We start from the raw sequence: 21,565 nt of genomic DNA on the forward strand, positions 1-21,565 counted from the left end.
GTGAGGGGACATTCCATGACGCCGAACCAGGTCAGCGCGGGCGAACTGCTGCAACTGATCCGCAGCGGCCGCGCCAGCACCCGCGCCGACCTGCAACGCGTCACCGGACTGTCCCGCTCCACCATCGGCCACCGCCTCGACGTCCTCAACCGCGCCGGATGGCTGCGGCACACCACCGGCACCTCCACCGGCGGCCGCCCCTCGCACCGGATCGTCTTCGATCCGTCGCACGCGTCGGTCATCGCCGTCGACCTGGAGACCCGCCACGCCCGTATCGCCGTGCTGGACCTGGCCGGCACGATCCTCGCCGAGCACGCCGGGCCCCTGGACATCACCGCGGGCCCGGACCAGGTACTGGAACAACTCGCCGGGTGGCTCCCGGAACTGATCGCCGCCGCCGGCGTCGAAGCCGTCCACGTCGCCGGCATCGGCCTCTCGGTCCCCGGTCCCGTGGACTGGGAGACGGGCCAGGTGATCGAACCCCCGATCATGCCGGGCTGGGACCGGTACCCCGTCCGCGAACGCATGCAGAAGGCGTACGCCGACCATGTGGGCCCCAGCATGGAGGACGGCCCCGTGCCGGTCTTCGTCGACAACGACGCCAACCTCATGGCACTGGCCGAGCACCAGGCCAACCACGCCGGCTGCTCCGCCTTCGTACTGGTGAAGGTGTCGACCGGCATCGGAGCGGGCGTCGTCATCGGCAACGACGTCTACCGGGGCGTGGACGGAGGCGCCGGCGACATCGGCCACATCCGTCTGCACGACCGGCCCGACGCCCTGTGCATGTGTGGTGCCTACGGCTGTCTGGCCGCCGTCGCCAGCGGGCGGGCGCTGGCCAAGGAGCTGTCCGCCCTCGGCATGGACACCACCTCCGGCTACGACGTCAAACGCCTCCTCACCGAGGGGCATCCGGACGCCATCCGCCTCGCCCGGGAGGCCGGCCGACGTGTCGGCGAGGTCCTCGTCACCGTCGTCACCCTGCTCAACCCGGGGGTGCTGATGCTGGCCGGGGACCTCTCCGGCGTCCCCTTCATGACCGGCGTCCGCGAGCTGCTGTACCAGCGCGCCATGCCCCGCACCACCGCCAATCTGCAGATCGTCACCTCACGCCTCGGCGACCACGCCGGTCTGATCGGCGCCACGGCCATGGTCGTCGAGCTGCTCTACTCGCCGGCCCGCGCCGACGCCCGACTCAACCACCTGATGCTCGCCGACCACGCGAGCTGTCCCCCGCAGACAGGAACGTCGTGACCAGCACAACCGCCCCCTGGACCCACAGGCCCGTCGAGGTCGGCCTCGTGGGCGCCGGCCCCTGGGCCCGCGCCATGCACGCCCGGATGCTCGCCGCGGGACCGGAGACCCGGCTGGCCGCCGTGTGGGCCCGCCGTCCCGAAGCCGCCCAGCAGACCGCGGCGCCCTACGGGGCGCACGTGGCCGTCGACTTCGAGGACCTGCTCGACCGCTGCGAGGCCGTCGCCTTCGCGGTCCCGCCCGCCGTCCAGGCCGAACTGGCCCCGCTGGCCGCCAAGCGGGGCAAGGCCGTCCTGCTGGAGAAGCCCCTCGGCCCCGACCTGGCGTCGGCACGTCGGGTCGCCGACGCCGTGGCCGAAGCCGGCGTCATCTCCCAGCTCGTCCTCACCAAGCGCTATCACCCCACCACCCGGGCCTTCGTGGAAGCGGCCCGCGCGCTCGACGTGACCGGCGCCCGTTCCTGCTACCTCCACGGCGCCTTCCTGGGCGGGGACTTCGCCACCGGCTGGCGCCTGGAGCACGGCGCCCTGCTCGATCTGGGCCCCCACCTCATCGACCTGCTCGACGCCGCGATCGGCCCGATCACGCACATCCGGGGCACCGGAGACCCGCGCCGCTGGATCGAGCTGACCATGGAACACGAGAACGGCGCCGTGAGTCAGGCATCACTGTCCGGAGCGGTCGAGGTACCGCGCGCCCTGACCCGCATCGAACTCTTCGGCTCCGGGACGCAGGCGGTCTACGACACGGCGGGCATCGACCACGAGGAGTGCTGGCCCATCCTCCGACACGATTTCGCCACCGCCGTCCGCACCGGCACCCCGGCCGAACTGGACGCCCACCGGGGGCTGTACCTGCAGACCCTCATGGAGCAGGCCCAGCAGTACTGAGCCCGACCGTCGAGCCGTACACCTGGTGTCGAGGCGGGCTCCCGGCCGATGATTCCCCTACGACGATGTGCACGCCGGTGGTCGCATGCGTCTTGGGGGGAAGCTCATGGCTCTGTGGGTGATCACGGTGGAGACTCTCGACACCGAGTACGCGACCAGGACGGTCGCCAGATTCCACGGCACGAGGGAGGAGGCGGAGACCGCTCTCTACGACGCGGCGTCCACCGGGGAGCCGGAGTTCACCCTCCGCCGGACTCTGCGGCGCGAGGTCTTCCGCTACGGCGACGGCGCGTACTACGTCTGCCTCTACGGCCGCTCGGACCAGCCCCGGCACAAGCTGGTGTTCCGGATGGCCGAGCTGGTCCTGGACACCGCGTGGGCGGACAAGGGACGGCCCGGTCCACAGGAACCCGAGGACCGGGCCCCTGATCCCTGGCGCCTGTGAGCGGCGCGGAGTGGACGGCGAACCGGACGCACACCACGGCCAATCCCTGCACCGAACTCGTTCTGAAATGATCAGTTAGTGATCGTCTAGCGATTCATCATACTGTTCCTGGCAGTTCGCAGAGACAGGGAGTTGACCCCCATGCACAACCAGGACGCGGCCTCGCCGGACGCGGGTGGCGAGCGGCTCGTCGCCGGGCGGTACCGACTGCTGTCCGTGCTCGGCGAGGGCGGTATGGGCACCGTGTGGCGCGCCCGCGACGAGGTGCTGCACCGCGAGGTCGCGGTCAAGGAGGTGCGTGCCTCGATCGAACTCCCCGCGGAGCGCACCGCTCGGATGTACACCCGGCTGGAGCGGGAGGCGTGGGCGGCGGCCCGGGTCAACGCCCGTGGTGTGGTGACCGTCTACGACGTGGCCACCTTCGACGGCCGGCCGTGGATCGTGATGGAACTCGTCCGTGGCCGGTCGCTGGCCGACGTGATCGGCGCCGAGGGCGCCCTGCCGCCGAAGGAGGCCGCGCGCATCGGCGTCGAGGTGCTGGCGGCGCTGCGCGCGGCGCACGGCGCGGGGGTGCTGCACCGTGACGTGAAGCCGGCCAACGTCCTGCTCGGTGACGAGGGCCGGGTCGTGCTGACCGACTTCGGGATAGCCACCGTGGAGGGCGATACGGCGCTGACGATGACCGGCGAGGTCGTCGGCTCTCCCGAGTACCTGGCGCCGGAGCGGGCGTTGGGCCGGACGCCGGGCACCGCTTCCGACCTGTGGTCGCTGGGCGCGCTGCTCTACACCGCCGTACAGGGCCGTTCACCGTTCCGTCGGACGTCGGCACTGGCGACGCTGCGCGCCGTCGTGGACGACGAACTGCCGCCGCCGCACCGGGCGGGACCGCTCACGTCGGTCATCGAGGGCCTGATGCGCAAGGACCCCGAGGAGCGGATGACGGCCGAGCAGGCCGGGCGGGAACTGCGCCTGGCCGCCGGGGAGCCGGCGGTCCCTTCGGACACGGGCGCCGCCACCGACGGAACCGTCGCCACGACCACGGCGATCGCCACGGCCTCGGCCACGGCCGCCGTCACGGCCGGGGTGACGGCGGCGGTCACGGCGGCGGAGGAGCTGCCGACAGTGGCGTCCGCCACCGGACGAACAGTGCCGACCGCGGCCGCCGAGGACACGACGGCCGCCTTCGCCGCGAGCGGGACGACGGCCGTCACTCCCCCGACGGGCCGGCCCACCACGCGGCAGCCCACGTTGGAGGAGCTCACGGCCGCGTCGCCCGCGCCCGGCGGGACGGCCACCGCGCCGGTGCCGGAGGCCACGGCGGCGCCCGCCCCGGCCGGACCGTCGCCGCTGCCGTCGTTCGGTCCCCCTCTCGCCGGAGCGGGGTTCGGGCCCGTGATCGCGCCCTCCGGCCCGGGCTTCGGCCACGGGACCGGTCCCGCGCCCGTCCCCCCGCGGCGCAACCGCCGTACCACGTACCTGATCGGGGCTGGAGCGGCCGTGCTCGTTCTGCTGGGCGGAGGCCTGACCTACGCGCTCATGGACGACGAGGACGAGGACGGCGGACAGGGCAACGCCTCGCAGCCCGTGTCGGTGACAGTGGCGGGCAACGCGACCACCTACGACGGGAGTTGCCCGCCAGGCGACGGCCAGGCGCCCTGGTTCACCGCGACGTTCACCACGAGCCGCCCTCCCGTCCAGTTCTCGTACCGGTGGGTCTCGGAGAACGGCTCGGTGGTCGACCGGCAGTGGCGGACGCTGACGTTCCGCGAGGGCGAGCCGACCACCCAGGAGGAGACGGTGCGCCTGTCGACGTACGCGCAAGAGGGGACGCTGCAGAGCGCGATGGCGGTGGAGATCCGGTCGCCGTTCGACGCGAAGTCCAACTCGGTCCCGTTCTCGGTGACGTGCCGTCCCGGCGGCGAGTGACCCTCCCCGCGACCTGTCGCACATACTTCAACCAACCTGGCTTTCCCCTAAGGAGTTTCCGTGTTGTCGGTCATCGTGGGACGCACCGGTCCTTTCGCCGGTCAGAGCGTGGTCCTCGGCGACGCTCCGCTGACGTTCGGACGCAAGAGTGACAACGACGTCATCATCGTCAGTGTCAGCGCCTCCCGGCTGCACGCCGAGATCGTCACGGAGAACGGCGCGTACGTGCTGCACGACCGCGACAGCAGGAACGGCACCTACGTCAACGACAAGCGTGTCACCCGGCACGAGCTGACGCCCGGCGACACCATACGCATCGGCGACGAGACCTTCCTGTTCGAGACGCAGGAGGCCCTGGAGACGGTCATGGACCTCTCCCAGCTCGCCCTGCCCCGCGCCGGCGCGGCCATGGACCCGGGCGTGCTGCGGGTCACGGTGACCGGCGGCGGCCCGGTCGGCCTCGCCTTCGCCCTGCTGCTGGAGGAGGCGCTGCAGGGGCGGGTCTCCGTCACCGTCTACGACGGCCGGTGGATCCGCAGCGGCACCGACGTGGTCTGGAAGGACGAGACCCACGGCAACGTCCGCCGCCAGCAGGTCGTCACCGTCCAGAGTCGGCAGTACCTCGCGCTGACCCAGGAGATGGGTTCGGCGCTGTTCGGGGACGGCCAGTTCTCCGAGATGTGGCCGCTGGGGCCCGACTCCGTGAACGGACAGCCGCCCCGCAACATCCGGATCGCCCACGTCGAGGACCGGCTGCTGGAGCTGGCCAACGGCAAGCCCGCGATCCGGCTGGTGCCCAAGCGGTTCGAGCCGGAGGAGCACGAACACCTCATCGCCCGCGACCACGTGCTGGTGATCTGCGAGGGGGGCCGGTCGCGTACCCGCGAGCACTTCGCGGACCGCTTCGGCGCGGCCGACGCCTCCATCTACTCCCTCGACGGGGAGCACCTCCAGGACGTCGTGCTGGGGCTGCGGGTCAAGTCCCGGCTCTCGGACCCGATGAGCGTCCTGCTGACGGTCGCGCAGAACCGGTTCCTGCTCAACTCGCTGCGCGGCGAGGGCTTCCTGAACATGCGGCTGACCCGCGAGGAGGCGCGCAACGTCATCGGCATCGATCCGGTGCGGCAGGTCTTCGAGGAGTGCATCGCGGCCCGGCCGTGCGTGATGAGCCGCCAGGAGGACAACGAGTTCGTCTGCCCGACCCACGGCACGCTGTTCCTGCCCGCGCTGCTGCGCAGCTCGCCGCTGTGGAAGCGGATCCAGGAGGGGCTGCGGCTGTTCGGCGTCGCCGAGGACGACCTCAGCGCGGTCACGTCGTTCCGGCTGGACATGGTGCAGCGCCCGCGGTTCACCGCCCAGCTCACCCGCCCGACCGCAGACCGCCCCGGGACGTACGGCTTCCTGCTGGGCGACGCGGCCAACGCCATCCACTTCTGGCCCGGCCGCGGCCTCAACAGCGGTCTCGCCTCGGCCGTCTCGCTGGCCCGCTCCCTCAGCCGGGTCTGGCAGGGCCGCCCGCTGCGCGACGCGGACTTCATCCGCCACGAGGCGGCGATGTCGATGCTTCAGTACCGCCACAAGAGCCGCGCGTGGAACGCGATGGTCACGACGGACGAGCGGGGCGTCACCCGAGCGATCAAGGACATCATCGACAGCAGCATGGACGCTACGTCGGGCCCGGCGGCCGGCGTCGCCGGATCGGCGGCCGCGGCCGGCGGGGCCACCGGGGGCGCCGTGTCCGCGGGATCGGCGGGATCGGCAGGGCCGGACCTGGAGGTCCTCCTGGACCGCATGCGGGCGATCCGCGACCGTCTCGCGACGCGCCTGCCGGGCCTGCCCGACGACGAGGAACTGCGGGCCCACCTCTCCGCGCTGGCCCCCGCGACCCTGCGGACGCTCCAGGAGAGCGGTGCGTGGGACACGCTGATCGTCGGCGGCGAGGAGGCGGACATCGACATCTTCTACCAGCAGGACGCCCCGGTCTTCGTCCCCACCAGCCCCCGGGCGACCGAGCAGCTCCTGGACCCGCGCACGCCGGCCTGACAGCCGGCGCACCGGGCGCGGGGGGGAACCTCGATCGCGGCCAGCCGTCCCTGCTGATCGGCGAAGCACCCTCGCCCGAGGCGGAGGACCTGTCCACGCGGATGCGCGCCGCCTGGACGTCGTTCGCGACCCATGGCGACCCCGGCCGACCCGCGTACGACGCCGATCAACGCCTCGTGCAGCTCTTCGACACCCACCCGGCCGTCACCGTCTACCCGGAGGAGTCCTCACGCCTGATCTGGGACAGCCACGCCTCCCCCGCGCTACCGCTGATCAGCCGGTGACCGGACTCCGAGACACGGTGACGGGGCCCCATGCCTCGGCCGTCAGCCTGTCACCTACCAAGTGACAGGCAACTCGATCGGGAAGCGCCGGATCGTGCCCTTGTCCCAGCGAACCTCCTCCGGCGACACGGCCAGCCGCAACCCCGGGAACCGTTCCAGCAGCCGACCGATGGCCACTTCGAGCTCCGCCATGGCCAGCGGCACGCCGATGCACCGGTGTCCGCCCCAGCCGAAGGTCATGTGCGGCTGGTAGGGCCGGTCCGGGTCGATGAGGTCCGGGTTCGGGTAGCGCTCGGGGTCGCGGTTCGCGGTCAGGTACGACACATGGACGAAGTCGCCCTTGCGGATCTGCACCCCCTCCATCTCCACGTCCTCCAACGCCACCCGGGGAATGCCGACGCCCTTGCGGAAGGGGATGACGCGGAGCAGCTCGTTCAGGACGTTCGTCAGGTCCTCCGGCCGGCTCTCGAGGCGCTTCATCAGCTCGGGGTGGGTCAGGAGGAGGTAGACGATGTTGCTGATCTGGCAGGTGGCCGTGTCCTGCCCGCTGAGCGTCAGCGTCAGGGCCATGACGGCGATCTCCTGGTCGTCGAGCATGTCCTCGCCGACCTTGGCCGCGACCAGCGCGCCGATCAGGTCCTCCTCGGGGGTCTTCCGCCGCTGCTGGACCATGTCGACGAAGTACGCCCGCAGGTCCGCCTTGGCGGTCGCCGCGGTCGCACGGCTGTCCGGGCCGGTGGCGAGCAGGTGCTGCAGGTTCTGCCGCATGAGGGCCCAGTCGTCCCGGGGAATCCCGAAGAGGTCGAAGATGGTGTGCTGAGGGAGCGGGTCCGACAGGTGACGGACCAGGTCCGCCCCGGGCCCCTGCGCGGCCATCTCGTCGAGCAGGGTGTCCGCCAGCCGGGTGATCCGCCCTCGCATCCCGTCCACCTGCCGCTGGGTGAACGCCTGCGACGCCAGGCGCCGCAGACGGCTGCTGTACGGGGGGTCCATCACATTGATCGACTCGGTGGAGACGATGGGTTCCGGGGTCAGCCGCGGGTAGTCGTAGTCCACGATCGCCGCCCGGCTGAACCGGTGGTCCGTGGTCACCCGCCGTACCCCCTCGAACCCGGTGACCAGCCAGGCGTCGGCGTCACCGTACGGCAGCCGGATCCGGGCGATGGCGTCGCGGTCCATCAGCTCGGCCAGGGAAGGGTCGAAGTCCATGCCTTCGCTGAAGTCAAACGGACACGTGATCGCTTCGTCGCCTGGGGTCATGACGCCGTACTCCCTCGATGCCTCGGCTGCTTGCGTTAGTCCATGCATATGTCACTCCGGGAGACCGAGCCACCGGGATACACCCCAATGCGCTGTTCGCCCGGTCCCGGGGCTCATGCGGTCGCAGTAAGGTGCAAGAGCGGGATGCGTGTGTCTGCAGGACAAGGGGAGTCGACGTGAGCTGGCCAGCCCTCAGCCGCTACGGCATCGAACCGGCTCCCGGAGGACTTGCCTTCGTGCAGGAACTGATGAACACGATCGCCGCGGGCAAGCCGCGCCGGGAGGACCTTCTCGCCGACCCTTCCACGGCCGAGAACTGGCTGAGAGACGCGCTGGCCAACCTGGCGGGCCGGCCCGAAGCGGCCGTCTCCGGCGTCGAACTGGACCCGGAGGGCCTGGAGAGGCTGCGCGACTTTCGCGACGACCTACGGCACACACTCACGACCCCCGACAGCGACTCGGCCGTGCCCGACGGGCCGGCCTCCACGGCGCTGCCCACGGTCTCCGTGAGCATGCACTGGGACGCGGCGGGTCGCGTACAGCCGGTCCCCCGCGGATCCGGCTGGCGGATGGTGGCCTCCCTGGCGGCCATCGAGGTGTTCAAAGCGCAACTGGACGGCTCCTGGAGCCGGATCAAGACCTGCCGCAACCCCCGATGCGCCGTGGCGTTCTTCGACCACTCCCGGAACAACAGCGGGGTCTGGCACGACGTCAAGGTCTGCGGCAACGCGGCCAACCTGCGCGCGTACCGCGCGCGCCTGCGGGCGACCCGCACGACCACCTGACACGCGCCGCCGCCCCCGGCTACGGCTCGACCTGCCCGCCTCGGGCACACCTGGTGCGCGGCGACACTCAGAAGCGGTTCACGTCGATGACGGCCTGGGCGAAGGCTTCGGGTGCCTCCTGCGGGACGTTGTGGCCGATGCCCTTCAGGGTCCGATGGGCGTACTTCCCCGTGAACTTGCCGCGGTAGGCCGCGCCCTCACCCGGGGGTGTGAAGGGGTCCACCTCGCCGTCGAGCGTGATCGTCGGGACGCCGATGGCCGGCGCCGCGGCGAGCCGCTTCTCCAGGGCGTCGTAGCGAGGGTCGCCCGCGGCCAGGCCGAGGCGCCAGCGGTAGTTGTGCAGAACGATGCCGACGTAGTCGGGATTGGAGAAGGCCGCGGCGGTGCGGTCGAACGTCGCGTCGTCGAAGTCCCAGGTCGGAGAGTTGAACTTCCAGATCAGCCGGGCCAGGTCGTCCCGGTTCTCCGCGAGTCCCAGTTCTCCCCTCTCCGTGGCGAAGTAGTACTGGTACCACCATGCCCACTCGGCCTTCGGCGGCAGCGGCCGCTTGTTCGCCTCACGGTTGGTGATCAGGTAGCCGGTCACGGACACCAGGGCCTTGCAGCGCTGCGGCCACAGCGCGGCGATGATGTCTGCCGTACGCGACCCCCAGTCGTAGCCCGCGAGGAGCGCCTTCTCGATCTTCAGGGCGTCCATCAGCGCGATGATGTCCAGGGCGATCACCGACTGCTGGGCGTTCCGGAACGTCCTGCCGGAGACGAATCGTGTCGTGCCGTGTCCGCGCAGGTGCGGGACGACGACCCGGTGACCCTCCGCCGCCAGCAGCGGCACGACATCGACGTAGCTCTGAATGCTGTACGGATAGCCGTGGAGAAGTATGACCACTGGCCCGTGCTTCGGGCCGGCCTCGGCGTAGCCGACGTCGAGGACGCCTGCCCGTACGCGCTTGTCGGCGGTCAGGGCCGTGGCTGCGCCGCGCGTCGTGGTGGCCCCTGCGCCACCCGGTTTCCGCGCGTCGGACGGAGAGGTCGAGGCCTGCGCCGTCGAGGGGACGAAGCCGCCCGCCACGGACGCCGACCCCACGCTCGTGCCGAAGACCTTGCCGAAAGTCCGCCTGCTGATCATGTGAGGCCTCTCCTTCACTTCTCACTCTAGGCAGGAGCCCGCCTCACTCGCCTGCCTTGATTCCTCAGGTGCCCCGCAGCCTCACCACCCCCACTGGGGCGCCGCTGCGACATAGGCTAACGTTGCACACCTATGTCGCTCAGGGACTCAAAGGCGAGCCATCGAGCGTTCCCCTCGGCAGGGCCGGTCAGCCCCTGTCGACGCCACCCTCTCGAGAGCCCCGAGGCCCTTCCATGGACACCGCCCCCGCCGCCGTCCGTCCGCCCCAGGCGGCACCCACCGAGCGGCCGCCGGTCCGAGCCTGGCTGCAGCCGATTCTGATCGCGCTCGTCGTCGTATCCGCCTTCATCAGCTGCTACGTGGGCCTGGCACGCGCTCCGCAGCCTCACCGGCTCCCGGTCGCGGTGGTCGGCAGCCACCTGTCCGCGCAGATCCAGCAGGCTCTGGGCGACAGCATCGACGTCCACTCCGCGCCGAGCGTCGCCGCGGCGGACCAGGCACTCAGGCATCGGGACGTCGCCGGAGTACTGGTGCCGGAGGGAGCCGGCGATCTGTACCTGGAGGTCGCCGGGGCCAACGGGCCGTCGACGACCGGCGCGGTGAAGAGCCTGATATCCGCCTACGGCCATGGCGCGGGCAGCACCGTGACCGTGAAGGACGTCGTGCCGCTGACTCAGTACGACAGCCGGGGCTTCGCGGCCTTCTACGTCGCCTTCGGCGTCACCCTCTCCGGTTTCGCCCTGGCGCAGAGCATCCTGGGCCTGTCGCAGCTCCTGCACCTGCGGCACCGGTTCACCGTGATGGCGGGGTTCGCGGTCATCGCCGGTGTCGTCGCCGCGACACTGGCCGGGCCGGTTCTGGGAGCGGTGCCCGCGCCCTTCCCCCTCCTGGCCGTGACCCTGGCCCTGCTGGCTGCCGCCGCGGCGTTCACGACCAAGCTGCTCGGCACGTACTTCGGCCCGGTGGGCGTCCCCTTGGCCACACTGCTCCTGCTGACCATAGGCAACGCCACGAGTGGGGCGACCATCGGCGAGGACCTGCTTCCCGGCGTCGCGCATTCCGTCTCGGGCATCCTGCCCCCCGGGGCCGCGGTGCGGGCGATCACCAACCTGAGCTACTTCGACGGCGCCCACACTCTCGTTCCGCTGCTCTGCCTCGCCGCGTGGGCCGTCTGCTCGGCGCTGCTGGTGTGGGGGCGGTCCACCTACCGGGCGACCCAGAGCCGACAGGCGTAGCCGGCCGCGACCGGAGAGCCACGGCGACCCGACAGGTGTCGCACATGACGAAGCCCCCACGGCGGCACTGGTCACGCCCGCCGTGGGGGCTCGATGAAAGGGGCCGACGAGCGCGGGCTTCCCTCCGCGCCGTCGGCGACGCCGTCCGCGCATTCCCAGGTCGGGCCGCGTGCGCGGGAAAGCGTCAGAAGACCTGCGCGAAGCAGCCGAACGCGATCGCCACCGCGCCCACGATCGCTGCCGGTACCGCGAGAATCTTGGGCAGGTTCATGGCACTCCTCCATCGGCTCACAGGCAGTTGCGAACGAGCCACTCGTCGGGGTTGTAGGTGTCCTTCGCCGGATCCGGCACCGTGGCCGGCCTCTCCTCGACCGTGTCCTCCAGGCGGATCCGCTCCGGCAGCTTGCCGAACCGTTCCCGGCGCACGGCCTCGGCCGCAGTCGAGTCAGCAGTCTCTTCGTGTGTCATCTCGCCCTCACGCACGCGTCGGATCAGACAGGGCCCGCTCGGATGGTGACCGCGATGCGTCCGCAGGGCCATCGGCTCTAGGTCACCAGCTCAAGTAGTGACGATACTTCCCCATGCGGCGTCACCCGTCAAGAGGGTGATGCATGTCGGCACCAGGCGTGATCAGCCGCCTCTCAGTGGGCGCCGACCGTCTGGGCCTGCTTCTTGCGCGCACGGTAGGCGGCCGCCTTCAGCTTGTTTCCGCACGAGTCCATCCCGCACCACTGCCGGCGCATACCTCGCGACCGGTCGATGTAGACACGAGTGCATTCGGGGTTGCCGCACTCCTTCATGAGCGGCACGTCCGCGCCGCTCAGGAGCTCCACCGCGTTGCGCGCCACGACCGACAGGGCCTCTTCCTGCGTCGCGTCCGTCCATCGCCCGGTCGCGGTCAGCTGCGGCGCCGCGGGAGGCCTTCGGGCCGCGTTGTTGACCACCGCGAGCGCCCCTCTGCCGAAGGCCTCCTCGGCGACGCGGGCCGTGACCAGCTCATAGATGGCCTCGCGAACGGTCACCGCCCGCTCGACGTCGGATTCTCCAGCCGGGGTGACCGCGTCGACGATTCCGGATTCGAGGTACCAGGCGTCCAGCCGGTCCCCGAAGACGAACATCTCGAACCGCACCGACCGGCGGGCGCGCAGCGTCGCCGCGAAGTCGAGGGCGGGATTTCCGCACAGGAAGACATGCTCCAGATTCACGTCACCATGTTGGCAGGTGACGTATCGCACTGCAAGGCACCGGTCCGGTTGCCCTGCTCCCAGGGCGGTGGTGGGATGGATGTGCTCTCGCGTCGGCCGTGAGAAGCGGTGTCCGCCAGGCGGGTCACCCCCAGAGGGCTGTCTGCCGGCTCAGGTCCGCCGTCCCTGACCAGGAGACACAGATGAGCAGCTATCGAGTCGCACAGGTCGCCACCCCGAACGGACCCTTCGAGATCGTGGAGCGTGAGGTGCCGCACCCGGGGCCCCGCCATGTACGGATCGCCGTGGAGGCCTGCGGAATCTGTCACAGCGACGACTTCTTCGTGAGCGGTGGACTGCCCGGTGTGCAGTTCCCGGTGGTCGCGGGGCATGAGGTCGCCGGGCGCATCGAGGAACTCGGAGAAGGGGCGCAGGACAACAACTGGAACGTCGGGGACCGCGTGACCGTGGGCTGGTTCGGAGGCAGCTGCGGTCACTGCACGCCCTGCCGGCAGGGCGACTTCATCGTCTGCGAGAGCCTGAAGGTTCCCGGCTGGACCTACGACGGAGGCTTCGCCGAGTCCATCGTCGCGCCCGTCGACGCCCTGGCCCGGATCCCCGACGCGCTGACGGCGGCAGACGCGGGGCCCCTGGCCTGCGCGGGCGTGACCACGTACAACGGGCTGCGGCGCAGCCCCGCCCAGCCGGGCGACCTGGTCGCCGTACTGGGCATCGGTGGTCTTGGCCATCTGGCGGTCCAGTACGCCGTAGCCATGGGCTACGAGACAGTGGCCATCGCGCGGGGTCCGGACAGGGCCGAACTCGCCAAGCAGCTCGGGGCCCACCACTACATCGACAGCACGGGCTCGACCAGCGTCGCGGATGCCCTTCAGGCCCTGGGAGGCGCGAAAGTGGTGATCGCCACCGCCGGCGCCTCCGACGCCATCGCGGCGACGGTCGACGGACTCTCCCATCGCGGCGAGCTCGTGGTCATCGGGGTAGATCCCGATCCCGTGCTGATCAGTCCGGCCCAGCTGATCATGCGGGCCAGGACCGTGCGCGGTCACCCGTCCGGAACCGCGCAGGACGTGCAGGACACCATGGCGTTCAGCGCGCTGCACGGAATCCGTCCCGTGGTGGAGGTCATGCCCCTGAGCCAGACCGGCGAGGCCTACCAGAAGATGCTCGCCGGCCGCGCCCGCTTCCGCATGGTGCTCACTCCCACCTGACATTCACTTCTTCCACTCCGCTCGGCACCCTCGGCGAAGACCCGACACCGTGCACGCACGCCCCTCGTGGCGCGCTGCCTCCCCGGCCTGGAGGCCGTGGTCGCCGTCGAGGTCGTAGGGTCCGGACGCTGCGCCGTGACCGAGCTGCGCCACCGCGAAGCCCATGTCCGCACGCACCGGTCCGTGCCGCCGCTGCGCGCCGCGGACGACGTGCTCCTGCGCCGCCCAGCGCCCCGGCATCGGACCGACGGGTCACGCCCTGCCCGGCCTCACCGAACTTCTCGGGACCCGACGCCCGCTTCCACGGCTACGACCTCTCCGCGGACGCGGTCACCGCTACCCGCGCCGACGCCGGTCAACTGCTCCGTCACGGTGGGCCGTTCGGACGCCGGGCCGCTTTCCGCTCGCCTCCGCCCCTGCCCGCTCGTGGACGGAACCGCGCCGCGTCCTCGCCCCCGAGGGCACGGCCGTACTCCTCCTGCCCGACCGCGACGACCTGGCCACACGGGCCGGTGCGCTGACGGCGCACGGGACCACGCGTTGTCAGAGGCCTGTTCTACAGTTCCCGTCACTTGATCACTGCGGGTGCGGGAGGCACGCATGGGGTGGGTGTCGGCCGGCGACTACGAAGTCGCCCTGAACGACGGCAAGGTGGTGTGCCGCAACGCGGCCGGGCGGCGGCTGAAGTCCGTACCGCCCAAGATCGCCGATGATCCGGCGGTGGTGGGGCTGCGTCAGCTCGTCGAGTGGCTGGAGCGGCACGAACGGCAGTGCCTGGCCGACGTGGAGCGGTGGATGGTGCGTTCGCTGCCGGTGCCGTTCGCGGTCCTGGCGCGCGTCTGGCCGGACCCGGCCTGGCGGGCCGCCCTGCGCGACCTGGTGGTCACCGGCGCGGACGGCGTGGTGGCCGGGTTCCTGCGGGACGCGGACCCCGAGCGCGGCCTCGGTCTGGTCGACCTCGACGGCGACACCGTCCGGCTCAGCCCCGGCCTGGTCCGTGTGCCGCACCCGGTGCTGCTCGAAGACCTGGAGGAGCTGCGGGAGTTCGCCGTCGAACTCGGCGTCGAGCAGCGCGCCCAGCAGCTCTTCCGCGAGGTCTGGCACCGGCCCGCGGCACTCGACGCCGACGCCGCCTCCGTCGAGGACTACGCGGGCGGGGCCTTCAAGGAACTGCGGTTCCTGCACGGACGGACGACCCAGCTCGGTTACCGCGTGCGCGGCGGCCACGCCGTGTGCTCCGTGCTGGAGGACGGCCGCGGCGTCGAGGCCCGGGTGTGGATCGGCGACTACGACGGCTACGAGGAGACGGAGACCGGTGCCCTGGTCTTCACCGACCCGGCGGGTCGAACGCTGAAGCTGGGTCAGGTCGGGCCGGTGGCCTGGTCGGAGGGCATGCGCATGGCGGCGGCGCTGTACGCCGGGCGCGACATCGAGGACGAGGAGCGGGCGGCATGACGACCCACGACAGGACCACCGACGACTCGTACGACGGCATCGCCCACGACGAGACCACCGCCGCCGCCCTCCTCGACGCCGGCGCCGTCCTGCCCCCGGGCACCAGCGGCCGGGAGGACGCCGACGTCCTCACCGTGCGCACGTACACGCATCCCGCGCTGGACGAGCGCAAGGTCGTGCGGCTCGTGCCGGGCACGCTCGGGGAGGCGGAGGATCTCGCCCTGGACTTCCTCGGACTGGTCCGGGAGCCGGAGGTCCGCGAGGTCGGGCAGGTGCGTCGGGAGACCCTCGGCTTCCCCGCGTGGGCCCTGGTCAACGACCCGGCGAACGGGCACCACGCGCTGGCGCTGGTCAAGGACGTCGAGCGGCTCGCGCGGCAGGCCAAGTCCCGTCCCGGTACGGCGAAAGAGGGCTTCGAGGCGCTCGGCGAGCGGCTCGGCCGGGCGGTGCCGCACTTCCTGCCCACCTTCTACGAGCAGGCCGCCCGCGTCTTCCTCCAGCACGACAACACCACCTACGCGGCCGCCTTCTTCGGCAAGGCCCGCGAGGCGGAGCGGGTGCACGCGCTGACGGTGGACGAGGAGCGGCAGCGGGCCGTGTTCCTGGAGTTCGCCTTCGCCGGGGCACTGACGGTCAAGGCGCTCAAGGAGCATGTGAAGGCCCTCGCGGCGCGGCTCACCGCGGCCGAGGCCTGGGCGCAGTTCCGGCAGCTGACCGTGGAGCGCTGCGCCGCGGGCATGCCGCCGTACGCGTCGCTGCCCCAGGACGCGCGCACCCTGATCAAGGCGGCGGGTCTGAGCCGCGTGACCGAGGAGTGCGCCCTGGTCGCGGATCTGCTCGTCTCACCCGCGGCGGTCCGGGCACCCGCGTCGTTCTGGAACTCCTACCGGGCGACGCTCGTCGTCCTGGCCGAGGAGCAACCCGCTGTCCCGGTCCGGCTTTTGGAGATCATGCCGGCCGGGCTGGGCCGGTCCATGAAGGACGACGACTTCTGGCTGGCGCTGCTCGCCGAGACCGGCGCGGACCGGCTGCTGACGGGTGACGCCGAGGCCTCGGACGGAGTCGACGCGGCGGAGTGGCTGACTCGCTGGGCGTTGCATCGCAAGCATGGCGGCACGGTCAGCGGCCGGTCACCGGCCACCCTCGCGCTCGTCGGACGCATGGCCGCGCGCCTGCGTGCCCAGGGCCGCCCGGTGGACCTCTTCACGGGCCGCTGGCAGGCCGGCGCCGACCTCGACCTGCTGGACCTGTGCGTGGCGGAGGGCGTACCGCTGACGCTGCCGGGGGCGGACGTGGACGTCATCCTCCCCGTCAGCCAGTGGCTTCACGAGACCCTGCCCGGGCGACGGGACCTGAAGGCCGTCGCGGCGGACCCCCGCCACCGGCGTCTGCTCTACACGGCGATCGGGAACCTGAGCGGCCACCGCCCCGATGCCGGGCTGCTGGAGGGCCTGGCCGGGCACCCCGTGCTCGCCGACGTGCTGCGCGAGTGGCTGGACGACGCCGCCGGGGAGCTGGTCGAGGCGGCCGGACTGCCCGCCGCGCGCGCGGCGCTGGACCGCATGCGCCCCTTCCGTGCGGTCGCCGCCCGGATCAGCCCGCAGGCCGTCTCCCGGGTCACCGCACTCGACGTGGCGCCCCTGCTCGGCGTGACCCTGCGCGCCGGTATCCCGGACGAACTGGGCTGGCCCGCCCTCGACGAGGCGCTGCGGCGTCTGGACGCGGAGACCCGGCGCGACCACGACGACACGCTCGCCGTCCACGAGGCCTGGCCGGCGCTGATCCTCTCCCGCAGGCACAAGGCGATCGTCGTGGGCCCGGAGGACATCCTGCTGGAGCACGAACTGCGGCTCCCGGTGGAGCTGGACCGCTGGCGGCGTCCGACGTTCCGCTACACGGACGGCGAGCTGCTGGTGATGTGGCACCACGACGGCAAGCAGTACGGCTACTGGTCGGCCCGCCCGTCCGAGGTGTTCACCCTCGGCGGCGAGAGCATCCCGCGCTGGTACGGCAGCAGCGACGCCGGCGAGACGTCGATCCCGCTGCCCGGCGGCGGACGAGCCACCGGTGGGCGCGCCCTGCACGCCGGGGACACGGTCCTGCCGCCGGAGCGCCGCATCCTCGGGGACGGCACCTCGTACTGGCGCCAGGGCCGGCAGGGACGGCAGCAGGTGTGGCTGGAGTACGACCCGGCCACCGGCACACACGGGCGTGCCTCGCTGCCCGCGTTCCTGCGGTCCGGCATCCGCGAGGGCGCGACCCTGCTCCAGCAGCACTGTGCGGTACTGCCCCTGCAACCCGGCCTGGAGCGGAGCCCGTTCGGTACGGACGGCACGGTCCTCGGCCAGTGGGTGCGCGCGGAGGGCGAGGGCGACGACGCCCGCACCACCGTCGGCACACCCGACGGCCGGACCGTCACGCTGCCGTCGAGGCGCGGCGGCCGGACGCCGGACGTGCCGCTCGGGGCGCTGCGGCTGCCCGGTGGCGCCGAGCCCGTCGTCGTCGCGCAGTACCGTCAGATCGCCCTGTTCACGGGTGACGACAGCACCGGCCTGCGGGAGCTGGGCCGGCTGACGCCGCTTGAGCAGGGCGGCGAGTACGCCGCCGGCACGCGGCTCGTCCCGCCGGTCGACTTCTGGCATGCGCTGCGGCCGCGCGACGAGAGCGCGTCGGCGATCCTGCGGTCGCTGGACGACGAGCGGGCAGGAGCGTTGTTGCGCGCCGGGGCTCAGGCGCTGGCGGAGCGGCAGGCGATGATCGCGGCGGCGGGCGGACCGACGCACGTGGCGGCGTCCGGCCTCACGCGGGCGACGGCGATGGGGCAGACCCATGCGGTGGCCCTGAGCCCGACGCACACGGCGGCGACAGCCCAGGCTCATTCGGCGGCCGTCAGCCCGACGCAGGCGGCGGCAGCCCAGGCGCAATCGGCGGCCCTCAGCCAGACGCAGGCGGCGGCGATGGTGACGCAGAGCCCCGCGGGTGCCCTCGCCGGCGCTCCCGCCGTGCCGACCGCCGACGAGGTCCTGCGGGACGTCGTCTCCCGTGCCCTGCCGGACCTGACCCAGCCCCAGATGCTGACCGGTGTCACGGTCCTGGTTCGCGCGGTGCTGCGGCTGGCCGAGTCGGTCGCCACCTTCGTGAGGCCTCCGGTGGAGCGGCCGCAGGCGGAACGCAAGCGCGTCGAGGGCATGTTCGCCGACCACCGCCCCCAGGACGGCGACGACCAGACGCTGCGTGAGGCCGTCACGGGTCTCGCCAACCTGCACGGATGGTGGGGCGGCCAAGAGCGCTGGAGCACGCTGCGTCAGATCCGCGCCGTCAACCACGTGCTGTCCGGGAAGCCTGCCGACGGCAAGCCGCTGCCCGAGGCCTCCCGGCACACCGGGTCCGCCGACGGGTGGCACAGCGACGAGTTCACCGTTCCGGGCATCGGCGTCGTGTGGCCGTCCGTGCTGGACGTGCTGCGCCCGCTCGCCTACCGCGCCGCCGCACCGACCGTGACCAAGGCACACGGCGAGGCGCTGCTGCTGCTGTTCGAGGCGGTCACCGAGGGTCCGTTGGCGGCGGCCGGAGGTGCCGTGCGCGAGGTCGTCCTGAGCGAGCCGCACGACGGGCAGGAGCGGATCGGCCAGGTGCTACGCCGCGAGGGCCGCACCGTCGTCGTCCTCGGCTGCCAGAACGTCGACCGGCAGCACGGGCTCGTGCACTGGCTGGCCCTGGACCACGACCCGGCCGGTGCGTTCGGCGCGGTCGCGCACTTCACGCTGGACAGGGAGAAGGCGCACCCACCGGTGTTCCCGGCCGAGGCGCTTGCCACGGTGACCGCACTGATCCGGGACAAGGGACCGGCGCCGTGGCAGCCGGAGGCGCCCGCCGCTCTGGCCGCCGCGACGCGGCAGGGTCTGGGGCTCCTCCAGGCGAGCCTGCTGCTCGCCGGGACGCCGTCCCAGCTCACCGAAGAGGTGGTCGCCGCGACCGGGCTGAAGCCGCGCCAGAAGGAGCTCGGTGACGCCCTGCTGGCCTCGCTGGAGACCGGCGACCGCACGGCCCTCGTCGGCGCCCTGCTGCCCGAGAACGCCGGCGACCTGTGGACGGCCGGACCGGACACGGACGCGGCGGGCCGGCTGTGGGCCGAGCGGCTCGGCGGAGTGGTCCGCCTGCCCGAGGACCTCGCGGGGGAACTCTCCCTGGCCGGGGTGCCCGCGGGTGCCGCCGAGGAGGTGCTCAACCCGGGCCGCACCCCCTGGATCAGCCGTACCACGGTCCAGCGGCCCGGCAAGGACGGCGATCTGGTGCCGGAGGACTCCCGGGCGCTGCCGAGACGGCACGACCTGACGCGTGCCGTGGCCACCCTGGCCGGACTCGCCTACTCCCTGCCGTACGGGCACCCCCTGCGCGCCGTCCTGCCGGACGGGCTGACCGCGCTGCGCCGCCGCGTCGCGGACCCCGGCCTGCTCCTCGACCTCGACCTGATGTGGACGGAGAAGGGCTCGTCGACGGCCGTGCAACTGCGCAAGGCATACGGTCTGCCCGCCACCGGTGGTGCCGACGCGCACGGTCTGACCGCCGTGGGCGAGGCGCTGGTGCTGCGCCCCTGGTACGGCGACCAGGAGACCGTCCTGGTCCGCACCGGTGCCCTCGACGGGGCCGACGACCCGGTGTTCGGGCTGGTCGAGGGAATAGCCGGGGCCGGGCACGGCGAGGGCATGCGGGCTGTGCGCACGATCCTGGGTGACGAGCTCGCCCGCGCCCTGGCTGCGGGAACGGGCGGCGAGGAGCCCGCCGGTCACGCCCAGGACCCGTGCGTCTGCGTGCCCGAACTGGTCGCCGAGGTCGCGAGGACCCACGGTCTGGGCGAGGACGCGGCGGCGCTCTACCTCCAGTTGCTGGCCCTGCCCGACCCGACGGACCGCAACTGCGCCCGCTGGACGGGCTGGAAACCGGCCCGCACGAAGAAGGCCCGCGCCGAGCTGGCAGCCACCGATCTGGTCGTCGAGGCCAAGCGGGCGCGCGCCGGACGGACCCTCTTCCTGCCGTGCGGCTGGCTCGACCTGAAGTCCCCCGCGCTGCCGGTGGAGATCTGGAAGCAGGCTCTCTACCCGATCCGTGACCACTCCCGCGCGGTGCCGCTGCTACCGGTGCCGGAGCTGTTCACGCGCGCGTGGGACCGCGTACGCGCCGGTGACGCCCCGGCCTACGAGGAGCTGACCACCCGAGCCACCCGCAAGGGCCGCCGCCGATGACCATCGTCCACCCGCACCTGGAAGACCCCGCACCGATGACCACCACCCTGTCCCCCGCCCCGGCCCGCCAGATCGTCCCGCCCGAGGACCGGCACGCGACCGAGCTGGCCTTCCTCGCCGCGTACGACGACGGGCCGCGCCCGCCCGCCTGGCGGCTCACCCCGCGCGCCATCGTCACGTTCGTCATGGGCAGCGACGGCCGGTCGCTGAAGCTGCCCGACGACGCCGAGGCGCCGCAGGGGGTGCCGCGCCGCCTGGTGATCGAGGGCAAGTTCGTCGGCGACCGGGCCCTGGTCGAACGATGTGTGGTGACGCTCGCCGGGGAGCGCGGTCTGCTGCTCGTCGGCGAGCCCGGCACCGCCAAGTCGATGCTGTCGGAGCTGCTCTCCGCCGCTGTGTGCGGCACCAGTGGGCTGGTCGTGCAGGGCACCGCCGGTACCACCGAGGACCAGCTCAAGTACGGCTGGAACTACGCGCTGCTGCTGGCGCAGGGCCCCACCCGGCAGGCGCTCGTCCCCTCCCCCGTCCTGACCGCCATGTCGCGGGGCGCCGTCGCCCGCGTCGAGGAGGTCACCCGCTGCCTGCCCGAAGTGCAGGACTCGCTGGTGTCGTTGCTCTCGGAGCGGCGGATCGCCGTGCCCGAACTGGCGGGCACCGAGGACGCGTTGGCGCACGCCGCGCCCGGATTCACCCTCATCGCCACCGCCAACCTGCGCGACAAGGGCGTCTCCGAGATGTCCGCGGCGCTCAAGCGCCGCTTCAACTTCGAGACCGTCGGCCCCATCGGCGACCTCGACGCGGAGACCGCGCTGGTGCGCGGTCAGGCCCGGGCCTCGGTGGAGCGGGCCGGGGCGCCGTTCCAGGTCGACGACGCCGTGCTGGAGGCGCTCGTGACGGCCTTCCGGGACCTGCGCGAGGGCCGGTCGGCGGAGGGCTGGGAGGTGGAGCGGCCGTCCACGGTGATGAGCACCGCGGAGGCCGTGTCCGTCGCCGGCGCGCTCGCGCTCGCGGCGGCGTACTTCCCGGGCGACCGTGACGTCCTCGGGCTGCTGCCGGGACATCTGCTGGGTGTGGTCCGCAAGGACGACCCGGCGGACGCGGCCCGGCTGCGCGGCTACTGGGACGGCCCCGTCCGGCGCCGCGCCGAGCAGGGTTCCGCCACCTGGCGCGCCCTGTGGGACCTGCGTACGGTCCTGGAGGGCTGAC

At 72.3% G+C, this 21,565-nt stretch carries 16 protein-coding genes; 12 read left to right on the plus strand and 4 right to left on the minus strand.

Going from position 1 to position 21,565, the window contains the following annotated elements:
* Positions 1–15 precede the first annotated feature (15 nt).
* The 6 genes from ACFV6X_RS18145 (at position 16) to ACFV6X_RS18170 (ending at position 6,842) form a co-directional block, all read left to right on the plus strand.
* A complete protein-coding gene (locus ACFV6X_RS18145) occupies positions 16–1,254 on the plus strand; it encodes an ROK family protein (protein WP_385384401.1) in 1,239 nt (412 codons plus the stop codon).
* Positions 1,251–2,144 (plus strand): Gfo/Idh/MocA family protein, encoded by an 894-nt coding sequence (locus tag ACFV6X_RS18150; RefSeq protein ID WP_385384404.1) that lies wholly within the window; start codon positions 1,251–1,253, stop codon positions 2,142–2,144. The genes ACFV6X_RS18145 and ACFV6X_RS18150 overlap by 4 nt, the downstream gene beginning before the upstream one ends.
* A 106-nt stretch (positions 2,145–2,250) precedes the next feature.
* Complete coding sequence (locus tag ACFV6X_RS18155; RefSeq protein ID WP_385384407.1) at positions 2,251–2,589, plus strand: hypothetical protein; 339 nt, start codon at positions 2,251–2,253, stop codon at positions 2,587–2,589.
* A 141-nt stretch (positions 2,590–2,730) separates the two neighbouring features.
* The gene (locus tag ACFV6X_RS18160; protein WP_385384410.1) at positions 2,731–4,515 is read left to right on the plus strand and encodes a protein kinase; all 1,785 of its coding nucleotides are present in this window, start codon (positions 2,731–2,733) and stop codon (positions 4,513–4,515) included.
* Positions 4,516–4,575: 60 nt separating this feature from the next.
* Positions 4,576–6,558, plus strand: a complete 1,983-nt coding sequence (locus ACFV6X_RS18165; protein ID WP_385384413.1) for an FHA domain-containing protein — start codon at positions 4,576–4,578, stop codon at positions 6,556–6,558.
* A gap of 101 nt (positions 6,559–6,659) precedes the next feature.
* Positions 6,660–6,842, plus strand: a complete 183-nt coding sequence (locus ACFV6X_RS18170) for a hypothetical protein (RefSeq protein ID WP_385384416.1) — start codon at positions 6,660–6,662, stop codon at positions 6,840–6,842.
* A gap of 54 nt (positions 6,843–6,896) precedes the next feature.
* Here ACFV6X_RS18170 and ACFV6X_RS18175 read toward each other — a convergent pair whose 3' ends face one another.
* Entirely contained in the window at positions 6,897–8,102 is a 1,206-nt protein-coding gene (locus ACFV6X_RS18175) for a cytochrome P450 (RefSeq protein WP_385384419.1), read from the minus strand.
* A gap of 176 nt (positions 8,103–8,278) precedes the next feature.
* Between ACFV6X_RS18175 and ACFV6X_RS18180 the strand changes: the two genes are divergently transcribed.
* Positions 8,279–8,887 carry a CGNR zinc finger domain-containing protein gene (locus ACFV6X_RS18180; RefSeq protein WP_385384422.1) on the plus strand — a complete coding sequence of 203 codons (609 nt, stop codon included), beginning with the start codon at positions 8,279–8,281 and terminating at the stop codon, positions 8,885–8,887.
* 67 nt (positions 8,888–8,954) lie between these two features.
* Here the strand turns inward: ACFV6X_RS18180 and ACFV6X_RS18185 are convergent, their stop codons facing one another.
* Entirely contained in the window at positions 8,955–10,013 is a 1,059-nt protein-coding gene (locus ACFV6X_RS18185; protein ID WP_385384425.1) for an alpha/beta fold hydrolase, read from the minus strand.
* 233 nt (positions 10,014–10,246) lie between these two features.
* On the opposite strand from ACFV6X_RS18185, the gene ACFV6X_RS18190 reads away from it, so the two are divergent.
* Positions 10,247–11,248 (plus strand): hypothetical protein, encoded by a 1,002-nt coding sequence (locus tag ACFV6X_RS18190; RefSeq protein WP_385384427.1) that lies wholly within the window; start codon positions 10,247–10,249, stop codon positions 11,246–11,248.
* A 288-nt stretch (positions 11,249–11,536) separates the two neighbouring features.
* Here ACFV6X_RS18190 and ACFV6X_RS18195 read toward each other — a convergent pair whose 3' ends face one another.
* Together ACFV6X_RS18195 and ACFV6X_RS18200 are read right to left on the minus strand one after the other, a co-directional pair.
* The gene (locus ACFV6X_RS18195; protein WP_385384430.1) at positions 11,537–11,716 is read right to left on the minus strand and encodes a hypothetical protein; all 180 of its coding nucleotides are present in this window, start codon (positions 11,714–11,716) and stop codon (positions 11,537–11,539) included.
* A 173-nt stretch (positions 11,717–11,889) separates the two neighbouring features.
* Entirely contained in the window at positions 11,890–12,453 is a 564-nt protein-coding gene (locus ACFV6X_RS18200; RefSeq protein WP_385384433.1) for a CGNR zinc finger domain-containing protein, read from the minus strand.
* Positions 12,454–12,635: 182 nt separating this feature from the next.
* Between ACFV6X_RS18200 and ACFV6X_RS18205 the strand changes: the two genes are divergently transcribed.
* The 4 genes from ACFV6X_RS18205 to ACFV6X_RS18220 all read left to right on the plus strand — a co-directional run bounded on the left by ACFV6X_RS18205 (position 12,636) and on the right by ACFV6X_RS18220 (position 21,564).
* A complete protein-coding gene (locus ACFV6X_RS18205) occupies positions 12,636–13,661 on the plus strand; it encodes an alcohol dehydrogenase (protein ID WP_385384436.1) in 1,026 nt (341 codons plus the stop codon).
* 600 nt (positions 13,662–14,261) lie between these two features.
* Positions 14,262–15,116 carry a DUF4132 domain-containing protein gene (locus tag ACFV6X_RS18210; protein ID WP_385384439.1) on the plus strand — a complete coding sequence of 285 codons (855 nt, stop codon included), beginning with the start codon at positions 14,262–14,264 and terminating at the stop codon, positions 15,114–15,116.
* Positions 15,113–20,359, plus strand: a complete 5,247-nt coding sequence (locus ACFV6X_RS18215; RefSeq protein ID WP_385384442.1) for a hypothetical protein — start codon at positions 15,113–15,115, stop codon at positions 20,357–20,359. The genes ACFV6X_RS18210 and ACFV6X_RS18215 overlap by 4 nt, the downstream gene beginning before the upstream one ends.
* Before the next feature lie 35 nt (positions 20,360–20,394).
* Positions 20,395–21,564, plus strand: coding sequence for an AAA family ATPase (locus ACFV6X_RS18220; RefSeq protein ID WP_385384498.1), 1,170 nt, complete (start codon positions 20,395–20,397; stop codon positions 21,562–21,564).
* Position 21,565 lies beyond the last annotated feature (1 nt).

The sequence above is a fragment of the Streptomyces sp. NPDC059861 genome (assembly GCF_042731435.1).
Classification (GTDB): Bacteria; Actinomycetota; Actinomycetes; order Streptomycetales; family Streptomycetaceae; genus Streptomyces.